Origin of the sequence: Pseudomonas capeferrum (assembly GCF_013523055.1) — a bacterium.
GTDB lineage: Bacteria > Pseudomonadota > Gammaproteobacteria > Pseudomonadales > Pseudomonadaceae > Aquipseudomonas > Aquipseudomonas capeferrum_A.
The window spans coordinates 50726-68061 of sequence record NZ_JAAMQM010000017.1 but is presented as its reverse complement, the minus strand read 5'-3'; the positions used below and the strand labels follow the sequence as shown (position 1 = coordinate 68061).

General features: G+C 61.8%; 18 protein-coding genes and 1 pseudogene. 9 read left to right on the top strand and 10 right to left on the bottom strand.

Translation table 11 applies throughout. The annotated features are described in order from the left end of the window. Positions 1 to 198: 198 nt before the first annotated feature. Positions 199 to 417, bottom strand: coding sequence for a DUF1161 domain-containing protein (locus G7009_RS19340; RefSeq protein WP_181131699.1), 219 nt, complete (start codon positions 415 to 417; stop codon positions 199 to 201). A 106-nt stretch (positions 418 to 523) separates the two neighbouring features. Further along, the gene (locus G7009_RS19335) at positions 524 to 739 is read right to left on the bottom strand and encodes a dodecin (protein WP_181131698.1); all 216 of its coding nucleotides are present in this window, start codon (positions 737 to 739) and stop codon (positions 524 to 526) included. A 155-nt stretch (positions 740 to 894) separates the two neighbouring features. On the opposite strand from G7009_RS19335, the gene G7009_RS19330 reads away from it, so the two are divergent. Then, complete coding sequence (locus G7009_RS19330) at positions 895 to 1221, top strand: DUF883 family protein (protein ID WP_181131697.1); 327 nt, start codon at positions 895 to 897, stop codon at positions 1219 to 1221. Here G7009_RS19330 and G7009_RS19325 read toward each other — a convergent pair. Then, entirely contained in the window at positions 1218 to 2114 is an 897-nt protein-coding gene (locus tag G7009_RS19325; RefSeq protein ID WP_181131696.1) for a LysR family transcriptional regulator, read from the bottom strand. The two genes, G7009_RS19330 and G7009_RS19325, sit on opposite strands and share 4 nt — an antisense overlap. 109 nt (positions 2115 to 2223) lie before the next feature. Here G7009_RS19325 and trpB point away from each other — a divergent pair, with 109 nt between their 5' ends. Beyond that, positions 2224 to 3441: a tryptophan synthase subunit beta gene (trpB, locus tag G7009_RS19320; RefSeq protein WP_181131695.1), complete on the top strand. Its 1218-nt coding sequence runs from the start codon at positions 2224 to 2226 to the stop codon at positions 3439 to 3441. Then, the gene (gene trpA / locus G7009_RS19315; RefSeq protein ID WP_181131694.1) at positions 3438 to 4247 is read left to right on the top strand and encodes a tryptophan synthase subunit alpha; all 810 of its coding nucleotides are present in this window, start codon (positions 3438 to 3440) and stop codon (positions 4245 to 4247) included. The genes trpB and trpA overlap by 4 nt, the downstream gene beginning before the upstream one ends. Positions 4248 to 4298: 51 nt before the next feature. Here trpA and G7009_RS19310 read toward each other — a convergent pair whose 3' ends face one another. Next, positions 4299 to 4631 (bottom strand): DOPA 4,5-dioxygenase family protein, encoded by a 333-nt coding sequence (locus G7009_RS19310; protein WP_181131693.1) that lies wholly within the window; start codon positions 4629 to 4631, stop codon positions 4299 to 4301. 78 nt (positions 4632 to 4709) lie between these two features. On the opposite strand from G7009_RS19310, the gene G7009_RS19305 reads away from it, so the two are divergent. After that, positions 4710 to 5327: an NAD(P)-dependent oxidoreductase gene (locus G7009_RS19305; protein ID WP_181131692.1), complete on the top strand. Its 618-nt coding sequence runs from the start codon at positions 4710 to 4712 to the stop codon at positions 5325 to 5327. Here G7009_RS19305 and G7009_RS19300 read toward each other — a convergent pair. Continuing rightward, complete coding sequence (locus G7009_RS19300) at positions 5324 to 6223, bottom strand: choline sulfate utilization transcriptional regulator (RefSeq protein WP_181131691.1); 900 nt, start codon at positions 6221 to 6223, stop codon at positions 5324 to 5326. The two genes, G7009_RS19305 and G7009_RS19300, sit on opposite strands and share 4 nt — an antisense overlap. 109 nt (positions 6224 to 6332) lie before the next feature. Here G7009_RS19300 and betC point away from each other — a divergent pair, with 109 nt between their 5' ends. From betC to G7009_RS19285, 3 genes are all read left to right on the top strand, one after another. Further along, positions 6333 to 7844 (top strand): choline-sulfatase, encoded by a 1512-nt coding sequence (gene betC / locus G7009_RS19295; RefSeq protein WP_181131690.1) that lies wholly within the window; start codon positions 6333 to 6335, stop codon positions 7842 to 7844. 16 nt (positions 7845 to 7860) lie between these two features. Further along, on the top strand, positions 7861 to 8793 hold the full coding sequence (gene choX / locus G7009_RS19290) for a choline ABC transporter substrate-binding protein (protein WP_181131689.1): 933 nt from the start codon (positions 7861 to 7863) through the stop codon (positions 8791 to 8793). Between the two features lie 665 nt (positions 8794 to 9458). Beyond that, positions 9459 to 11024 carry a SulP family inorganic anion transporter gene (locus tag G7009_RS19285; protein ID WP_181131688.1) on the top strand — a complete coding sequence of 522 codons (1566 nt, stop codon included), beginning with the start codon at positions 9459 to 9461 and terminating at the stop codon, positions 11022 to 11024. Here the strand turns inward: G7009_RS19285 and aroE are convergent. Both aroE and hemF read right to left on the bottom strand, forming a co-directional pair. Next, complete coding sequence (aroE, locus tag G7009_RS19280) at positions 11021 to 11845, bottom strand: shikimate dehydrogenase (protein ID WP_181131687.1); 825 nt, start codon at positions 11843 to 11845, stop codon at positions 11021 to 11023. The genes G7009_RS19285 and aroE overlap by 4 nt on opposite strands. 30 nt (positions 11846 to 11875) lie before the next feature. Beyond that, the gene (gene hemF / locus G7009_RS19275) at positions 11876 to 12796 is read right to left on the bottom strand and encodes an oxygen-dependent coproporphyrinogen oxidase (RefSeq protein ID WP_181131686.1); all 921 of its coding nucleotides are present in this window, start codon (positions 12794 to 12796) and stop codon (positions 11876 to 11878) included. A 132-nt stretch (positions 12797 to 12928) separates the two neighbouring features. On the opposite strand from hemF, the gene G7009_RS19270 reads away from it, so the two are divergent. After that, positions 12929 to 13906, top strand: a complete 978-nt coding sequence (locus G7009_RS19270; protein ID WP_181131685.1) for an NADPH:quinone reductase — start codon at positions 12929 to 12931, stop codon at positions 13904 to 13906. Between the two features lie 30 nt (positions 13907 to 13936). Here G7009_RS19270 and G7009_RS19265 read toward each other — a convergent pair. From G7009_RS19265 to dprA, 3 genes and pseudogenes are all read right to left on the bottom strand, one after another. After that, a pseudogene (locus G7009_RS19265) lies at positions 13937 to 14229 on the bottom strand (hypothetical protein). Positions 14230 to 14896: 667 nt separating this feature from the next. Then, complete coding sequence (locus G7009_RS19260) at positions 14897 to 15454, bottom strand: L-threonylcarbamoyladenylate synthase (RefSeq protein ID WP_181131684.1); 558 nt, start codon at positions 15452 to 15454, stop codon at positions 14897 to 14899. Positions 15455 to 15490: 36 nt separating this feature from the next. Continuing rightward, positions 15491 to 16588, bottom strand: a complete 1098-nt coding sequence (gene dprA / locus G7009_RS19255) for a DNA-processing protein DprA (RefSeq protein ID WP_181131683.1) — start codon at positions 16586 to 16588, stop codon at positions 15491 to 15493. Positions 16589 to 16787: 199 nt separating this feature from the next. On the opposite strand from dprA, the gene def reads away from it, so the two are divergent. Next, on the top strand, positions 16788 to 17294 hold the full coding sequence (gene def, locus G7009_RS19250; RefSeq protein WP_181131682.1) for a peptide deformylase: 507 nt from the start codon (positions 16788 to 16790) through the stop codon (positions 17292 to 17294). The last annotated feature ends 42 nt before the right edge of the window (positions 17295 to 17336 follow it).

Genomic DNA, 17336 nt, shown 5'->3' with positions numbered 1-17336 from the left:
GCAGGAAGCGATACACCAGGTGGCGAGCGGGCTTGACCCGCGATCGAGGCCGAAGGACTCGCCTGGCAATGCAGAAAAGCTTATCCACCGCAGCAGCAGCGGTTAAACAGCTCCTTCATGCGCCCGTACGCTTACGCGCTCAGCACCATGCGGCCCGAGCCCGCTGAACCCACCTGATACGGATTGGCACAGGTCCACTCACTCGCGCCGGTAGACGATCTCCCTGTTCCCACCATCGCAACGACCGATGACCTTGCCACCACCTGCACCGTTATCAACGACTTCCAGCACATATCCGGTGACACCCTTGTCCTGAAGCTTGGAATCGATCTCGGACTTGAGATCCTCACAGGGCTTGGCCGCCAGTGCCGTCCCCGTCAATGTCATCAGGCCTACCGCCAGGATCAACTTCTTCATCGAACGATTTCCTTGTTCTGGGCAACATGGAAGAGCGCGGGTGATCACCCGGACGCCCTGTGCCTCTTTCCCGTAAAGGGCCGGTCAAGACCGACCCCGACCGCAATCAGCTGTTGGCGATGCGGAAGCCGACCTTCAGGGTGACCTGGAAGTGCTCGACCTTGTTGTCACGAATATGCCCGCGGGTCTCCGTCACCTCGAACCACTCCATGTTCTGGATGCTCTTGCTGGCTTCGGCCAGCGCATTGTTGATCGCCTCCTCGACGCTGTTCTGCGAGGAGCCGGTAAGCTCGACCTTCTTGTACGTGTGATGATCTGACATGAGCGCTCTCCTTGGATGACATTCGAAATCGGGCCCGATAGCGCAGGCCTGGTTTACCTGCGAGCGATCAGCGGGGCGAAAAGTTCGATCGCACTTTCCGCTGCGCTCGAAGTCGCATCCCCTGACAACCTATTTCAATCTGAAGGAGAGTCACCATGGCCCGTAATTCGCTGCGCAAGACATCCCTGGAAAGCATGGAAGCCGAAATCGAAAGCCTGCTCAAGACTCTGGAAGAACTGAAGGGAGATACCTCGGACGAATCGCGCAAGTCCTTGAAGGCCATCCGCAGCAACGCCGAAACCGCACTGAAGCACTCGCGCAGCCTGCTTAGCGATACCTATGAAGAAGTGAAGGAGCGTACTCGCCAGACCGGCATCGCCACCCGCGATTACGCCCAGGAGAATCCTTGGACCACCGCGGGCGTTGCCGTAGGCGCCTTGGGCCTGCTGGCCGCATGGCTGATGTGCAAGCGCAACGACTAACCGATCTGACGCTCCAGCTCGGCGCGCAGCCACTGCGCCAGCTGCTCGGCGCGCTCATCGGCGGCGCGCTTCGGAACCCATAGCGCCAGTGCCGCGCGGGTAGGGGAAAATCCCCAGGGCGCCGTCAGGCGTCCCGCCCGCAGGTCATCCGCCACCAAGGGTTGTGGCGCGATGGCCACCCCCAGGCCTGCCATCGCGGCCTCGAGCAAGTAATACAGATGCTCGAAATCCTGCCCATACGTCATCGTCCCAGGGTCGATTCCCTGCTGGTGCGCCCAGGTCGGCCACGCCTGCGGCCGGGAGCTGGTCTGCAACAATGTCTCGCCGAGCAAGGCATGAGCCGGGGCGCTCTGCAGACGAGAGTACCCTGCATAATGCGGGCTCAGCACAGGCCCTATACGCTCCTCGACCAGCACGTGCACCTGCATGTCAGCCGGCCATGGCGGCTCGGCAAATACCAGCAAGGCGTCCAGGCCAGGCCGACGAGGATCCAGATCGCCTTCCCCCGCGGACAGGTGCAAGCGTAACTGCGGCAGATCCGCCTTCAGACGTCCCAGTCGGGGGATGAACCAGCGCGCCAGCAAGCTACCCGAGCAACCCAGAACGAACGGTGCCTCACTGCCGTCATGGCTCAGTTCGGTACAAACATCGCGCAGACGGGCGAACGCCTCGCTGCTGGCGTCAAGGAGGCGATTGCCCGCATCTGTGAGTTTGATGCCGCGACCGTCCTTGACGAACAGCGCCACCCCCAAATGCGCTTCCAGTACCTTGATCTGCCGACTGACGGCCCCGTGCGTCACGTGCAGTTGCTCCGCCGCACGGCTGACGCTGTTGAGTCGGGCGGTGACTTCGAATGCCCGCAAGGCATTCAGGGGGGGCAGTTCCTGGCGCATGGGATGTGTGAGTTTTCCTGACAGGTTGCAACAATCTTATCGGTTTTCAGTTAGCCATGTGGTGGTTAAAGTAAAGCCCATCAAGAACTCATCCAGTCCTGGAGCGACCATGACCCAGACCAACTTCCGCGCCGGCCCCGATGCCAATGGCCTGTTCGGCTCTTTCGGCGGCCGCTACGTGGCAGAAACCCTGATGCCACTAGTGCTCGACCTGGCACGTGAATACGAAGCCGCCAAGGCCGATCCGAAATTCCTCGACGAGCTGGCCTATTTCCAGCGCGACTACATCGGTCGGCCGAACCCGCTGTATTTCGCCGAACGCCTTACCGAGCATTGCGGCGGCGCGAAGATCTTCTTCAAGCGTGAAGAGCTCAACCACACCGGCGCGCACAAGGTGAACAACTGCATCGGCCAGGTGCTGCTGGCCAAGCGCATGGGCAAGAAACGCCTGATCGCCGAGACCGGCGCCGGCATGCACGGCGTGGCCACCGCCACGGTTGCGGCACGCTTCGGCTTGCCCTGCGTGATCTACATGGGCGCCACCGATATCGAGCGCCAGCAGGCCAACGTGTTCCGCATGAAGCTGCTGGGCGCCGAGATCGTGCCGGTCACCGCCGGTACCGGCACGCTCAAGGACGCGATGAACGAAGCGCTGCGCGACTGGGTCACCAACGTCGACGACACCTTCTACCTGATCGGTACCGTTGCCGGTCCGCATCCGTACCCGGCCATGGTTCGCGATTTCCAGTCGATCATCGGCAAGGAAACCCGCGCCCAGTTGCAGGAAAAGGAAGGGCGCCTGCCCGACAGCCTGGTCGCCTGCGTCGGCGGTGGCTCCAATGCCATGGGTCTGTTCCACGAATTCCTCGATGAGCCCAGCGTACAGATCATCGGCGTCGAGGCCGGTGGCCATGGCGTCGATACCGACAAGCACGCCGCCAGCCTCAACGGCGGCGTCCCCGGCGTGCTGCACGGCAACCGCACCTACCTGCTGCAGGACGATGATGGCCAGATCACCGATGCCCATTCGATTTCCGCGGGCCTGGACTACCCAGGCATCGGCCCGGAGCATGCACACCTGCATGAAGTGAAGCGGGTCGAGTACGTCAGCATCACCGATGATCAGGCCCTCGATGCCTTCCATGCCAGCTGCCGTCTCGAAGGCATCATCCCGGCCCTGGAAAGCGCGCATGCGCTGGCCGAGGCAATGCGCCGCGCGCCGACTCTGCCCAAGGACCACCTGATGGTCGTGTGCCTCTCCGGTCGAGGCGACAAGGACATGCACACCGTCATGAACCACATGGCTGCCCAGGAGAAACTGGCATGAGCCGTCTCGAACAACGCTTTGCCGACCTCAAGGCCGAAGGCCGCTCCGCCCTGGTCACTTTCATCACCGCGGGTGACCCTGGTTACGACGCTTCCCTGGCGATCCTCAAGGGCTTGCCTGACGCAGGCGCCGACGTGATCGAGCTGGGGATGCCCTTCACCGATCCGATGGCCGATGGTGTCGCGATTCAGTTGGCCACCCTGCGCGCCCTGGAAGCCGGTCAGAACCTGGCAAAAACCCTGCAGATGGTTCGTGAGTTTCGCGTCGGCAACCAGACCACGCCGATCGTCCTGATGGGCTACTACAATCCGATCCATCGTTTCGGCGCGGAACGCTTCGTGGCCGAGGCCAAGGAAGCGGGGGTCGATGGCCTGATCATCGTCGACCTGCCACCCGAGCACGATGCCGAACTGGCCGAGCCGGCGCACGCGGTGGGCATCGACTTCATCCGTCTGACCACACCGACCACCGACGACGCGCGCCTGCCGCGTGTGCTCCAGCGTAGCTCCGGCTTCGTCTACTACGTGTCGGTCGCCGGTGTGACCGGGGCAGGATCGGCCACCAGTGAAAACGTGCGAGATGCCATCACCCGCCTGCGTCGCCACACCAACCTGCCGATCAGCGTCGGTTTCGGTATCCGCACCCCCGAGCAAGCCGCAGCCATCGCCAAGTTGGCCGATGGCGTAGTGGTCGGTTCGGCGCTGGTCGACAAGATTGCCCAGGCCAAGGACGCCGACCAGGCGGTCAGGGATGTCCTCGACCTATGCTCGGCGCTGGCTGAAGGTGTTCGCGCGGCTCGCGCATGAACCCGTTCTGACGGCATTCAGGTGCGGGAGGGCCGCTGCAGGGCCCTCCCATCAGCCACCAAACACCGACAGTTTCAATGGCCTCATGGCTCCCATCCAGATCGCATGATCGCGGTGGTCGGCCAGTTCGTCCCCCGTCAGCGGATGCAGGAAGATCACCAGCCCGTTGCGGTACAGCGCCAGCCATGGCAACACCACACCCACCCACTCGGGCTCGAACGCCAGCTGGCAGCTCCAGTCCGGATGCGGGCCGACTGGCTTCTCATGCATGCGTCCCATGGTCACCGGAAACAGCCGCGCGGCATCCTCGCAGAGCTGGCGCGCGTGATCCAGGGTGGTTGCGTCGTAATACACATGGGCGTGATACCCCTTGATCCTTTGCACGATTATTCCTCGATGACAAACGAACCCCTGCCTTGATGGACGGGTCCAACGATCACCTGCCAATCAGGGAGTGACAGGGTGAAAAATGCCGAGACCCCCGTGTTCAAACTGATCCTCTTCGGCTCCGAAGGCAGCCTGGGCAGCGCGTTGATCGTCGAGTCGCTGTCGCGCCAGCATGAAGTCACGGTAATCGTCGACGACCTCAACCGATATGCGCCACGGCCTGGGCTGCACACCAAGATAGGTGGCCTGGACAACGCCGATCAAGCTGAGCAGAGCGTGGCGGGCGGCTCGGCCGTCGTCGCCCTGCTGTCGACCCTGGCCCCCGACGATGCCTGCGCGCAACAGGCGATGGTCCAGGCGCTGATCACCGGTCTTTCCCGCACGACTATACGCCGCCTGCTGCTGGTGGGCGATTTCGATGTACTGGATGAACCTTCGCGGCACAGTCCCGAAAAGCGCATCTGTGTCGATGGCATCGTCGACCTGCTGCGGCGTGGCGGGCTTCGCTGGACGCTGATCAACGCACCCGAGGAACCGTCGGGCCTGGGCATCGAGCATTTTCGCCATATCCAGGGCACGCTGGAGCCTGGCCTGGCCGAACCCTTGCACCGCCTGGCGCGAATTGCGGCAGGCATCGTGGATACTCTCGACCTGGGGCTGCATGAGGGCGAACACTTGAACTTCGTAGGCTAGCGCGCGAGCTCCTCGCCCAACCAGTCGACGAAACGCTGGATCAGTTCGCTCCGGCGCTTGCGGGGAGGCAAGACCAGGTAATAACCCCGCTCCGAGCGCAGGCTTTCCTTGATCGGTCGGCATAACAGCCCCTGTTCCACCAGGGCATCGACCAGATGCCCCCAACCGATGGCCACCCCCTGGCCGGCAATCGCGGCCTGGATCAGCAGGGTGTAATTGTCGAAGCGCAATTGCCCCGGCGTGGGCGGCATGGCCAGGCCCAGCTCGCGAAACACGCCGGCCCAGTCGAACCAACCGCTGGCCTGTTCTCCGCGCAGGTGAAGCAAGGGCAGGTGCTGCAAGTCCGCGCACGTTTGCGCGCAGCCCTCGATCAATCGCGGGCTGCAAACGGGGAAAACCTCTTCCTCGAACAATCGACGACTTTCGCCATGACGAAAACGGCCATCCCCGAACAGTAACGCGACATCGATATCCGGCCGCAACATGGCCTGGCTTCGCTCACCCGTCACCAGGCTGACATCCACGAGCGGATTGGCCTGATGAAAACGCGGCAAGCGCGGCATGAGCCAGAACGAAGCGAAGGCGAAGTCGGTAGCCACCTGCAACACTTCGCGCTGACCCCGGCCACTGGCTTGGGCAATGCCCTCATCGATGATCCTCAGGGCCTGATGGATCTGGGTGAAGAGCAGCACACCCGCCTCGGTCAGTTCGATGCCCCGATAGATGCGATCGAACAATCGCGTGCCCAACTGCGCCTCCAGGCGTTTGACCTGTTGGCTGATGGCTGGCTGGGTGGTGCCTTGCTCGCGCGCAGCCGAGGTGAAGCTACGCAAACGCGCTGCGGACTCAAAGATCCTGAGACTGTCGAGCGACATCGTACCGAGCGTTTCTAACATAAGCCTGGCTTATCCCAGTCATTGCGCCCCATGGGCTTTACCCAAGTTATCCACAGCCGCATCCTCAAGGGCAAGCGATTCCCATAAACCTTCGACGATGGATGGCAACATGAAGCGCAAGAACATACTTTTCATCATGGCCGACCAGATGGCCGCGCCCGTGTTACCGATCTACGGTCCGTCGCCGATCAAGATGCCGCACCTGAGCAAGCTGGCCGAGCGGGCAGTGGTATTCGACGCCGCCTATTGCAACAGCCCACTGTGCGCCCCCTCGCGCTTCACCCTGGTCAGCGGGCAATTGCCAAGCCGCATCGGCGCCTACGACAACGCCGCCGATTTTCCGGCCGACACGCCCACTTATGCACATTACCTGCGCCGGCTCGGGTATCACACGGCACTGTCCGGCAAAATGCACTTTTGCGGACCCGATCAGTTGCACGGTTACGAAGAGCGGTTGACCAGCGATATCTACCCGGCCGATTACGGCTGGTCGGTCAATTGGGACGCCCCGGATGAACGTCCGAGCTGGTACCACAACATGTCTTCGGTTCTTCAGGCCGGACCGTGCGTGCGCACCAATCAGTTGGATTTCGACGAGGAGGTGGTCTTCCGGGCGCAGCAATATCTCTATGACCATATCCGCAACGACGACGGGCGGCCTTTCTGCCTGACGGTGTCGATGACCCACCCTCATGATCCGTACACCATTCCCAAGCCCTATTGGGACCTGTACGAGAACCTGGACATTCCGATGCCGCACGAGACCTTGCCCCAGGATGAACTGGACCCGCATTCGCAGCGTCTGCTCAAGGTCTACGACCTGTGGGACAAGCCGTTGCCAACGGACAAGATCCGCGACGCCCGACGCGCCTATTTCGGCGCCTGCAGCTACATCGACGACACTATCGGTAGATTGCTGCAGACCCTCGAAACGTGCGATCTCGCCGACGATACCCTGATCGTTTTCTCCGGCGATCATGGTGACATGCTCGGCGAGCGTGGTCTCTGGTACAAGATGCACTGGTTCGAGATGGCGGCCCGCGTGCCGCTGTTGATCCATTCGCCTGGCCAGTTCGCGGCGCGTCGAGTCGGCGCCGCAGTCTCGACCTGCGACCTGCTGCCGACGCTGGTCGAACTGGCGGGCGGTACGACCGAACCGGGCCTGGCGCTCGATGGACGCTCTCTGATGGGGCACCTGCAAGGGCAGGGCGGCCATGACGAGGTCATCGGCGAGTACATGGCCGAGGGGACAGTCGGCCCATTGATGATGATTCGTCGAGGCCCGTACAAGTTCGTGTATAGCGAGGACGACCCTTGTCTACTCTATGATCTGAGCCACGACCCGCACGAGCGGGAGAATCTCGCCGGCAGCCTGGATCACCAAGCGCTGCTGCAGGCATTTGTCGATGAAGCCCGCCAGCGTTGGGATGTTCCGCAACTGCGTCGGCAGGTGCTGGCCAGCCAACGTCGCCGCCGCCTGGTAGCCGAGGCACTGGCCGTCGGCAAGCTGCACAGCTGGGACCACCAACCTTGGGTGGATGCCAGCCAGCAGTACATGCGCAACCACATCGATCTCGACGACCTCGAGCGCAAGGCCCGTTATCCACAGCCCGCCAAATGATTGCAAAGAGGTCGCCATGAAAAACTTGTCCACAGCCCTGACTTTCCTTGCCCTCAGCCTTTGTGCTGTCACCGCTCGGGCCGCCGTCGACACGGACGACCGTTGCACGACCGTCAAGATGGCTGATCCAGGCTGGAGCGATATCGCTTCGACCAATGCCGTAGCTCGTCTGCTATTGGAAAGCCTTGGGTACAAGGTGAAGATCGACAGCTTGGCCGTGCCGATCATCTATGGAGGACTCAAGGACGGTCAGGTGGATGCATTCCTGGGCAACTGGATGCCTGCTCACCAGGGTTTTCATGACAAGTTCGTCGAGACAGGCGATGTGCACCGCTTGAGCCGAAACCTGGAAGGAACCGAGTTCACCCTGGCGGTACCCGATTACGTGTGGAATGCCGGCGTGAAGGATTTCGCCGACCTGCAGCGCTTCGCCGACAAGTTCGGCAAGAAGCTCTACGGTATCGGCTCGGGCGCACCGGCCAATCTTTCCCTCAAGGAAATCATCGACAAGAACGAGTTCGACCTGGGTGACTGGAAGCTGGTCGAATCCAGCGAGCAAGCCATGCTGTCCCAGGTCCAGCGGGCGACCAAGAAACAGGACTTCGTCGTGTTTCTCGGCTGGACGCCCCATCCCATGAACATAAACCTGAAGATGCATTACCTGACCGGGGGCGAGAAGTGGTTCGGCAGCAAGGGTGAGGTCTACACCCTGACGCGCAAGGGTTATCCACAGGCGTGTCCGAATGCTGCGAAGCTGCTTTCGAACCTGATCTTCACCTTGGACATGGAAAACAGCATCATGGCCGAGGTCGAAAGCAGGAAGGTGAAGTTCGACCAGGCTGCCAAAGCCTGGGTCAAGGCCCACCCCGACCAGCTCGATGACTGGCTGGCCGGAGTCAGCAGCAAGGATGGTGGCAGTGCCGTAGAGGCAGTGAAGGCCAAGTTGTAGCCGTGCGCTTGTTTCCAAGCGGCGTTCGGCTTACCCACTACCCGTGTTCCGAGTACTGGCGCGCTTTGTAACGCTATCGTGGTCTAACCTCCTGCCAGCCAGTCCAGGAGAAAAAGCCTACGATTTCTGCTGCTGAGATTTGCTGTGTTGCTGAGAACGCTATCGCGGGACAAGCCCGCTCGCCACCGGTGCGCGGCGGAGCCAAGTCACATTCCCGGTGGCGAGCGGGCTTACCCCGCGACGAAGCCACAAGCTTCACAAGAAATTCAGGAACTAAAAATTCACCAAAAATATATCTGCGCTGCACCACGCACCAGTGGCGAGCGGGCTTGCCCCGCGACGAGGCCACAAGCTTCACAGGAAATTCAGGAACTAAAAACTCACCAAAAATATATCTGCGCTGCACCAAGCACCAGTGGCGAACAGGCTTGCCCCGCGACGAGGCCACAAGCTTCACAGGAAATTCAGGAACTAAAAATTCACCAAAAATATATCTGCGCTGCACCACGCACCAGTGGCGAGCGGGCTTGCCCCGCGATGAGGCCACAAGCTTCACAGGAAATTCAGGAGCTGCAAAATAAGCTTCTGTGCCTGAAAAACGGCTTCATTTCCTCAACAGACTGGCATAGGGCCAAGCCCGCGCCCCTGGACAATCGAGAGTTCGCATGCCCCGGCTCGACCTTGTACTGCCTTTCCTCAGCTGGCTCCGGCTACAGACCCGCCGAAGCCTGCGGCAGGACCTGCTGGTCGGCCTGAGCGGTGCCATTCTTGCCCTGCCGCAATCCATCGCCTACGCACTGATCGCCGGCCTACCGGCGGAATATGGCCTATACGCCGCGATCGTCCCGGTAATGATCGCTTGTCTGTGGGGCTCTTCCTGGCACCTGATCTGCGGGCCGACGGCAGCCCTGTCTGTCGTTCTCTACGCCAGCGTCAGCCCACTGGCCGTGAGTGGCAGCGATGATTACATCACCCTGGTGCTGCTGCTGACCTTCCTGGGCGGCATCTTCCAGTTGTTGCTCGGCCTGCTGCGCTTCGGCGCGGTAGTCAACTTCGTCTCGCACTCCGTGGTGCTCGGCTTCACCTTGGGGGCAGCGGTGGTCATTGCCCTGGGGCAACTGCCGAACCTGCTGGGCATGGATCTGCCCAGCCAGGCGACCGCGTTGAAAACATTTCAGGAACTGCTCGGGCACGCTGGCGAGATCGACCTGCCGTCGTTGGCCTTGGGTCTGGGCACGCTTGTGCTGGGCTTGCTGCTGAAACTCTGGCGCCCACGCTGGCCGGGGCTGTTGATAAGTCTGGTATGCGTCAGCCTCATCGCGTGGATGCTACCGTCGATCTTCGGCCATGTGCAGCGGGTACCCGGCTTCGTCGGGCAGCTGCCGCCCTTGAGCCCCTTGCCGCTGCTGGACCTGGAACTGATCCTGCGGTTGCTGCCAAGCGCCGTCGCCGTCGGCATGCTGGGGCTGGTGACCAGCCTGTCGATTGCCCGCTCCCTCTCGGCCCGCTCGGAGCAATTGACCGATGCCAATCAGGAAGTCCGTGCCCAGGGACTGTCGAACATCGTCGGCGCCTTCTTCTCCGGCTACCTGTCTGCGGGCTCCTTCACCCGTTCCGGCCTGAGCTATGAAGCAGGCGCCCGATCACCCATGGCGGGAGTGTTTTCAGCGTTATGGGTCGGCATATTTGCCCTGACCGGCGCCGGGCTGATTGCTCATCTGCCGATCCCTGCCATGGCGGGGAGCATTCTGCTGATCTGCTGGGGGCTGGTGGATCATCGTGGCATGCGGGCGCTGCTGCGTGTCAGTCGCTCGGAATTTCTGGTCATGGCCCTGACCACGGCCGCGACTTTGTTGCTGGAACTGCAGACCGCCATCTACGCGGGCGTGTTGGCGTCGCTGTTTTTCTACCTAAAGCGCACATCACGGCCACGGGTCCAGCAATCGCGCGAGAACGATGCCGATGTACTGCGCGTCGGAGGGTCGATCTTCTTCGGGGCCGCTCACTATCTACAAGTAAGACTGCAACGCTGCCAAGGCCCGCATGTGGTGATCGACGCTCGACAGATCAACTTCATCGATTACTCGGGGGTAGACATGCTGCATCGTGAAGCGCGACGACTGCGGCGCAATGGCGGCTGCCTTACGCTGCAACGCGCCCGCCCGCAAGTGATCGAGGAATTGCAGAAGCTGGAAGGGGCAACTCAATGCCCCATCCGTTTCGAGGATTAACCGCGACCCAGCTGCCGGCGCAGTTCATCCAGCACCGGCGCCGTGTCTGGACGAACACCGCGCCAGATGAAGAACGCTTCGGCTGCCTGCTCGACGAGCATGCCCAGCCCGTCGAGTACCTTTGCCGCGCCCAGGCCACTGGCCCAACGGCAGAACGGCGTGGGCTCCTTGCTGTACATCATGTCGTAGCACAGGGTACGACCCGGCTCGATCAGGCTGTCGGCGATGGGCGGCAGTGCTCCACTCAGGCTGGCCGAAGTGGCATTGATGATCAGGTCCACCGGCTCGCGCAGCCAGGAGAAACCACTGGCGGCAACCGCCCCCAGGTCGCTGAATTCATGGGCCAGCTTTTCGGCTTTTTCAACCGTACGGTTGGCGATCACCAGGGACTGCGGCCGGTGGGCGAGAATCGGCTCGAGCACGCCGCGAACCGCACCTCCGGCGCCCAGGATCAGAATGCGCTTGCCCGCCAGCTCGACGCCAGCGTTGACGGTCAGGTCGCGTACAAGTCCGGCGCCATCGGTGTTGTCTCCTTGCAAAGTGCCATCCGCCAGCTTGCTCAAGGTATTCACCGCGCCAGCGCGTTGCGCGCGCGGTGTCAGGCTGTCGACCATGCGGAAGGCTTCTTCCTTGAACGGCACGGTGACATTGGCCCCCTGGCCCTGCTTGAAGAAGCCTTGCGCACAGATACTGAATTCTTCCAACGGCGCCAGCAGCGTGGCGTACTCCATGTCTTCGCCTGTCTGGTCGGCGAACAGACGGTGGATCAACGGCGACTTGCTGTGGCCGATCGGATTGCCGAACACGACGTACTGGTCCATGGGTGCTGCTCCTGAGTTATCCACAGCGATTCATTGCTCGGCCTGGCCGAGCCAGTCGCGGTCCTGCAAGTAATAGTCGGTCAAGCGCGCCTCTTCGGTACCTGGCGCGGCCTTCCAGTCATAACCCCAACGGACTTGAGGGGGCAAGGACATCAGGATGGACTCGGTGCGCCCACCCGACTGCAGGCCGAACAGAGTGCCGCGGTCATAGACCAGGTTGAATTCCACGTAGCGCCCGCGTCGATACTCCTGGAACGCCCGCTGCTCGGCGGTGTAAGCCGTGTTCTTGCGCCGCTGCACGATAGGCAGATAGGCCTCGATGTACGCATCGCCGATGGCGCGGATGAAGGCGAAGCAGGTATCGAAGTCCCATTCGTTGAGGTCATCGAAGAACAGGCCGCCAATGCCCCGAGGCTCGCCGCGGTGCTTGAGGTGGAAGTAGCGGTCGCACCAGGCCTTGTACCGCGGATAGACATCCGCGCCAAAGGGGACGCAGGCGCGTTCGGCGACCCGATGCCAGTGGATGCAATCTTCTTCGTTGCCATAGTAGGGCGTCAGGTCGAAACCGCCGCCGAACCACCACACCGCCTCTTCGCCTTCTTTTTCGGCAATGAAGAAACGCACATTGGCATGGGAAGTGGGTACATGCGGGTTGTAGGGGTGAATCACCAGCGACACGCCAAGGGCCTCGAAGCCGCGACCGGCCAGCTCGGGACGATGAGCGCTGGCCGATGGCGGAAGCCCGTTACCGAAGACATGGGAAAAGTTGACGCCGCCTTTCTCGATCAGCCGACCCTCGCCGATCACGCGTGTCCGCCCGCCGCCGCCTGCCTCGCGAACCCAGGCGTCCTCGACGAAACTGGCGCCGCCATCCTCCTTCTCGAGGACGGTGCAAATGCGGTCTTGCAGGTCGAGCAGGTAGGCCTTCACGGCCTCGGTGCGGCTATTCATCAGGTCACCTGGTGGGGCAAGGGCGAGTTCGCCGCGTAGCATACCACCGGCCGATGCCGCGTCGCAGTTGACGGCGGACAAGCAAAGGCGTCCGATAGAGGTTTGCTTCTACCCCGACAACAGGAGTGTGAGATGGCCAAGCGTATCCAGTTCAACGAGCATGGCGGCCCGGAAGTTCTGCAACTGGTGGATTTCGAGCCAGCGGCGCCTGGCCCGCACGAGGTACGTGTGCGCAACCAGGCGATCGGTCTGAACTTCATCGATACCTACTTCCGTAGCGGCCTGTATCCACCGCCATCCCTGCCATCGGGTCTGGGCACCGAAGGCGCCGGCGTGGTCGAGGCGGTGGGCGATCAGGTCTCGCGAATCAAGGTCGGCGACCGCGTCGGTTATGCGGGCGGACCGTTGGGTGCCTACAGCGAGATCCATACCCTGCCGGAAGCCAACCTGGTCAAGCTGCCCGACGCGATCAGCTTCGAACAGGCTGCGGCGGTGATGCTCAAGGGCCTGACCGTGCAATACCTGCTCAAGCAGACCTACGCCGTACAGCCAGGCGATACCCTGCTGTTCCATGCCGCCGCCGGTGGCGTCGGTTCGCTTGCCTGCCAGTGGGCCAAGGCATTGGGTGCCAGGCTGATCGGCACGGTCAGTTCGGCGGAAAAAGCCGAACGCGCCAAGGCGCTCGGGGCCTGGGAGACCATCGACTACAGTCGCGAGGACGTGGCCAAGCGGGTGTTGGAGCTGACCGACGGCAAGAAATGCCCAGTGGTCTACGACGGCGTCGGTGCCGACACCTGGCTGACCTCCCTAGACTGCGTACGGCCTCGCGGTCTGCTGGTCAGCTTCGGTAACGCTTCGGGCGCGGTCAGTGGAGTCAACCTGGGGATCCTGGCGCAGAAAGGTTCGCTCTACGTCACCCGTCCGACCCTGGCGACCTATGCGAACAACGCCGAAAACACCCAGGCCATGGCCGACGACCTGTTTGCCATGATCAACAGTGGCCAGTTGAAGGTAGACATCGAGCAGCGTTATCCGTTGGAGGAGGCAGCCAAGGCGCAGATGGAGCTGTCGGCACGTCGGACCGTCGGGTCTACCGTGCTGCTGCCCTGAGATCTCGGATTACGATCACGGAGGGGGATGTCATCGCACATCCTCCAGTCGGTCGATCAAGGACTCCACCAGCCCTTGGGCCAGTTCGACGGAGTGCAGGCTGGACCAGAGCAATCCGTTACAGGCGAGGTTCATGTCGTCGAGTGCCTTGTAGCCTGTTTCATAGGCACAGCGCAGGTACAGGGCGGCGTGAACCAGCGCGTCATGGGCGGTGATGCCGGAAGCGACGCAAAACAGGGGAGGGTGACAGCGCCACAGTTGCCGAAGGGGCGAGGGGTGGTGGTGCAGGTGAGGAGTGGGTCTGGTACGGGTTTTTTCGTCATGTCAGTCGTACCTATCAGAAGCTGCCTCCGATTCGTCACCACACGAATGGGTGGCAGCTGTACACGGGGTGGTAAACCGGGCGAACGACTCAATCCCGGCAGGCCGAAGCCTTCCGCGTACAGCCGCCATGGGCTGTTCTGAGATCAGTCGTGTCCGGGTTACCACACCCATCGCTGAATGGTCAGCGACGGATGGAGCGTAGGGGTATGGGTTTCCAAGCGGAAGGGTACGACTTTCGACAAAGGTCGTAGAATATTTCTCTGAATGCAGATAGGACAGTGTTTCTGAGCAGGTCGGGGCAGATTCAGAAAAGTCTGCGGTGGGGTGGAGCATTTTGAAATGGGTCTCCACCACTCAGGTAATGGCTTGAGAATCTTTTATTGCCAGGCGAGGCCTACGGCCTCGATCGCGGGACCAGCCCGCTCGCCACCGGGGCGATGTCAGCCAAGAGCCCAAGGTCGGCCCTACATTGGCCTTGGTACGTTTTCAGTTTTTGGCTGAAGCCTGGATATACACCGACTCTTGGGGGCTGACATCGCCCCGGTGGCGAGCGGGCTGGTCCCGCGATCGAGGCCGCAGGCCTCGCCTGGCAATACGTCAGCTGCCATTACCCGACAGAGGCGGAAAACCGAGTTTAAAAATCCCTTTCTCTCCAACCCCGGCTCATCACCCCGGTCTTACAACCTCCCCCGTCACCAGATTTCGAATCACACTCGGATTCTTCCGCCCGCCCAGCGCGCCACCCAGCACCAGATCCAGATCCCCGCGGAAATACTGCTCCACCCGCAACCGCGTCTTGGCCGCCGGGCGCCCCTGCGGGTTGGCCGAGGTAGAAATCAGCGGCCCCACCAATGCGCATAGCTCACCCACCACGGGATGATCACTGACCCGCAACGCAACGGTGTCATGCACCCCGGTCACCCACTCGGGCAACAGGTCCTGGTGAGGCACCAGCCAGGTGTTCGGCCCCGGCCAGGTACTGGCCATGCGGTCCAGCCAATCCTGAGGGAAATCCTCGAAGAGAAAATCGAACTGGCGGATATTATCGGCAATCAGGATCAAGCCCTTGTCGACCGAGCGCGACTTGATCGCCAGCAGGCGATCGACCGCCTCTTCGTTCCATGGGTCACAGCCCAGGCCCCAGACCGCTTCTGTCGGATAGGCAATCACTGCACCTGCCCGAATCTCACGCGCGGCTTGTTGCACACGCCAACTGCTCACCATTGCTGTCTCTCCGCTTAAAGCCTGGCATCAGTGTACTTAGGCGGAACGGGCAAACCAACGTCCAGCTTCATTGCTTACCCGCCCCTCGATTTCCAGCTCGGTAAGGCTGGCCAAAACCTGGCTCAAGGGCAAGCCGCTGCCATGAGCCAGCTCTTCGCTGGTCTGTGGCGCGGCGACCAGCAGCGCCAGCAAGGGGTGGTCGGGGTCGTGCACCGGCGCAGGCGGTAGATTCTGCCAGCCTCTGAGGCTTTCAAGGATCTGCCCGACGCTTTCCACCAACAAGGCGCCATCGCGGATCAACTGATGGCAGCCCTTGGCGCCTGGATGATGTATGGAACCGGGTATGGCATACACCTCCCGGCCTTGCTCGGCCGCAAGACGGGCGGTAATCAGCGAGCCGCTGGCCAGGCTGGCTTCGACCACCAGCACGCCCAGGGACAAGCCGCTGATGATCCGGTTGCGGCGGGGAAAGTTGGCTGCCAGGGGCCCCGCGTCCAGTGGAAATTCGGAAACCAGCGCACTGCCGCTGTCGACCATCCGCTTCGCCAGCTGGGCATGGCGCTGTGGATAAAGTTTTTCGATCCCGGTTCCCAGCACCCCTATGGTATGGCCTCCCACGTCCAAGGCGGCCTTGTGGGACGCCCCGTCCACGCCAAGGGCAAGGCCGCTGGTGATGACAAAGCCGGCCTGCGCCAGGCAACGGGAAAAGCCGACCGCGGTATCCAACGCTGGCGGCGATGCGCGGCGGCTCCCGACTACCGCCAGCTGTGGTCGTTCGAGCAAAGCAGGGTCTCCCGCGACGAAAAGCAGGGGTGGCGCGTCGCAGGTTTCCGCCAGCAACGGTGGATAGGCAGGACTGTCCCACATCAGCAAATGCTGGTCCGGACGCTCTAGCCAGCTCATCGCGGCGTTGACACCGGTACGAACTTCCTGGCAGCGGCGGGCCTCGGTACTGGCTACGGGCAGGCCCAGCGAAAGCCAGGCGGAGGCTGGCGCGCTGAGCGCCGAAGACGCATCACCGAAGGCTTGTATCAAGGTAAAGAACCGTTGAGGCCCGATTCCTGGCAGGCGATGCAGGCGTAGGCGGGCTTCCAGTTCAGCGGGCGAGCAGGGTGGCAGGTGCATGGGGATCATCCTTGATCGGCAGACGGTCATCCACCTGGCACAACCTGTGGATAACTCTGTTGATAATACTTTGAAAACCTGTCCATCGATTGGACTTCCAGGCCACCATTCATACCCTAGCCAAGCTTTGCCAGGTGCCGAACGCCCCGAATCCCTTTATTATGTATGTTCAGTTTTCAAACGAACGCACAGTACTGCTCAGACTCCTATGGCCATCTTGAACATCCTCGAATTCCCCGACCCGCGCCTGCGCACCATTGCCAAACCGGTAGCGGAAGTCGACGACGCCTTGCGTCAGCTGATCGACGACATGTTTGAAACCATGTACGAAGCGCCGGGCATCGGCCTGGCCGCGACCCAGGTCAACGTGCACCTGCGCGCGGTGGTCATGGACCTGAGCGAAGATCGTAGCGCGCCAATGGTCTTCATCAACCCTGAACTGCAAGAGCTGACCGAGGACATGGGTCAGTACCAGGAAGGCTGCCTGTCGGTACCTGGCTTCTACGAGAACGTCGATCGCCCGCTGCGGGTCAAGGTCAACGCCCTCGACCGCGATGGCAAGCCCTACGAGCTGATCGCCGAAGGCCTGCTCGCCGTGTGCATCCAGCACGAGTGCGACCACCTCAATGGCAAGCTCTTCGTCGACTACCTGTCCCAGCTCAAGCGCGATCGGATCAAGAAGAAGCTGGAAAAGCAGCATCGCCAGCAAGCCTGATCCATACCCTTTTCGAAGGCTTGCTCCGGCAAGCCTTTTTCT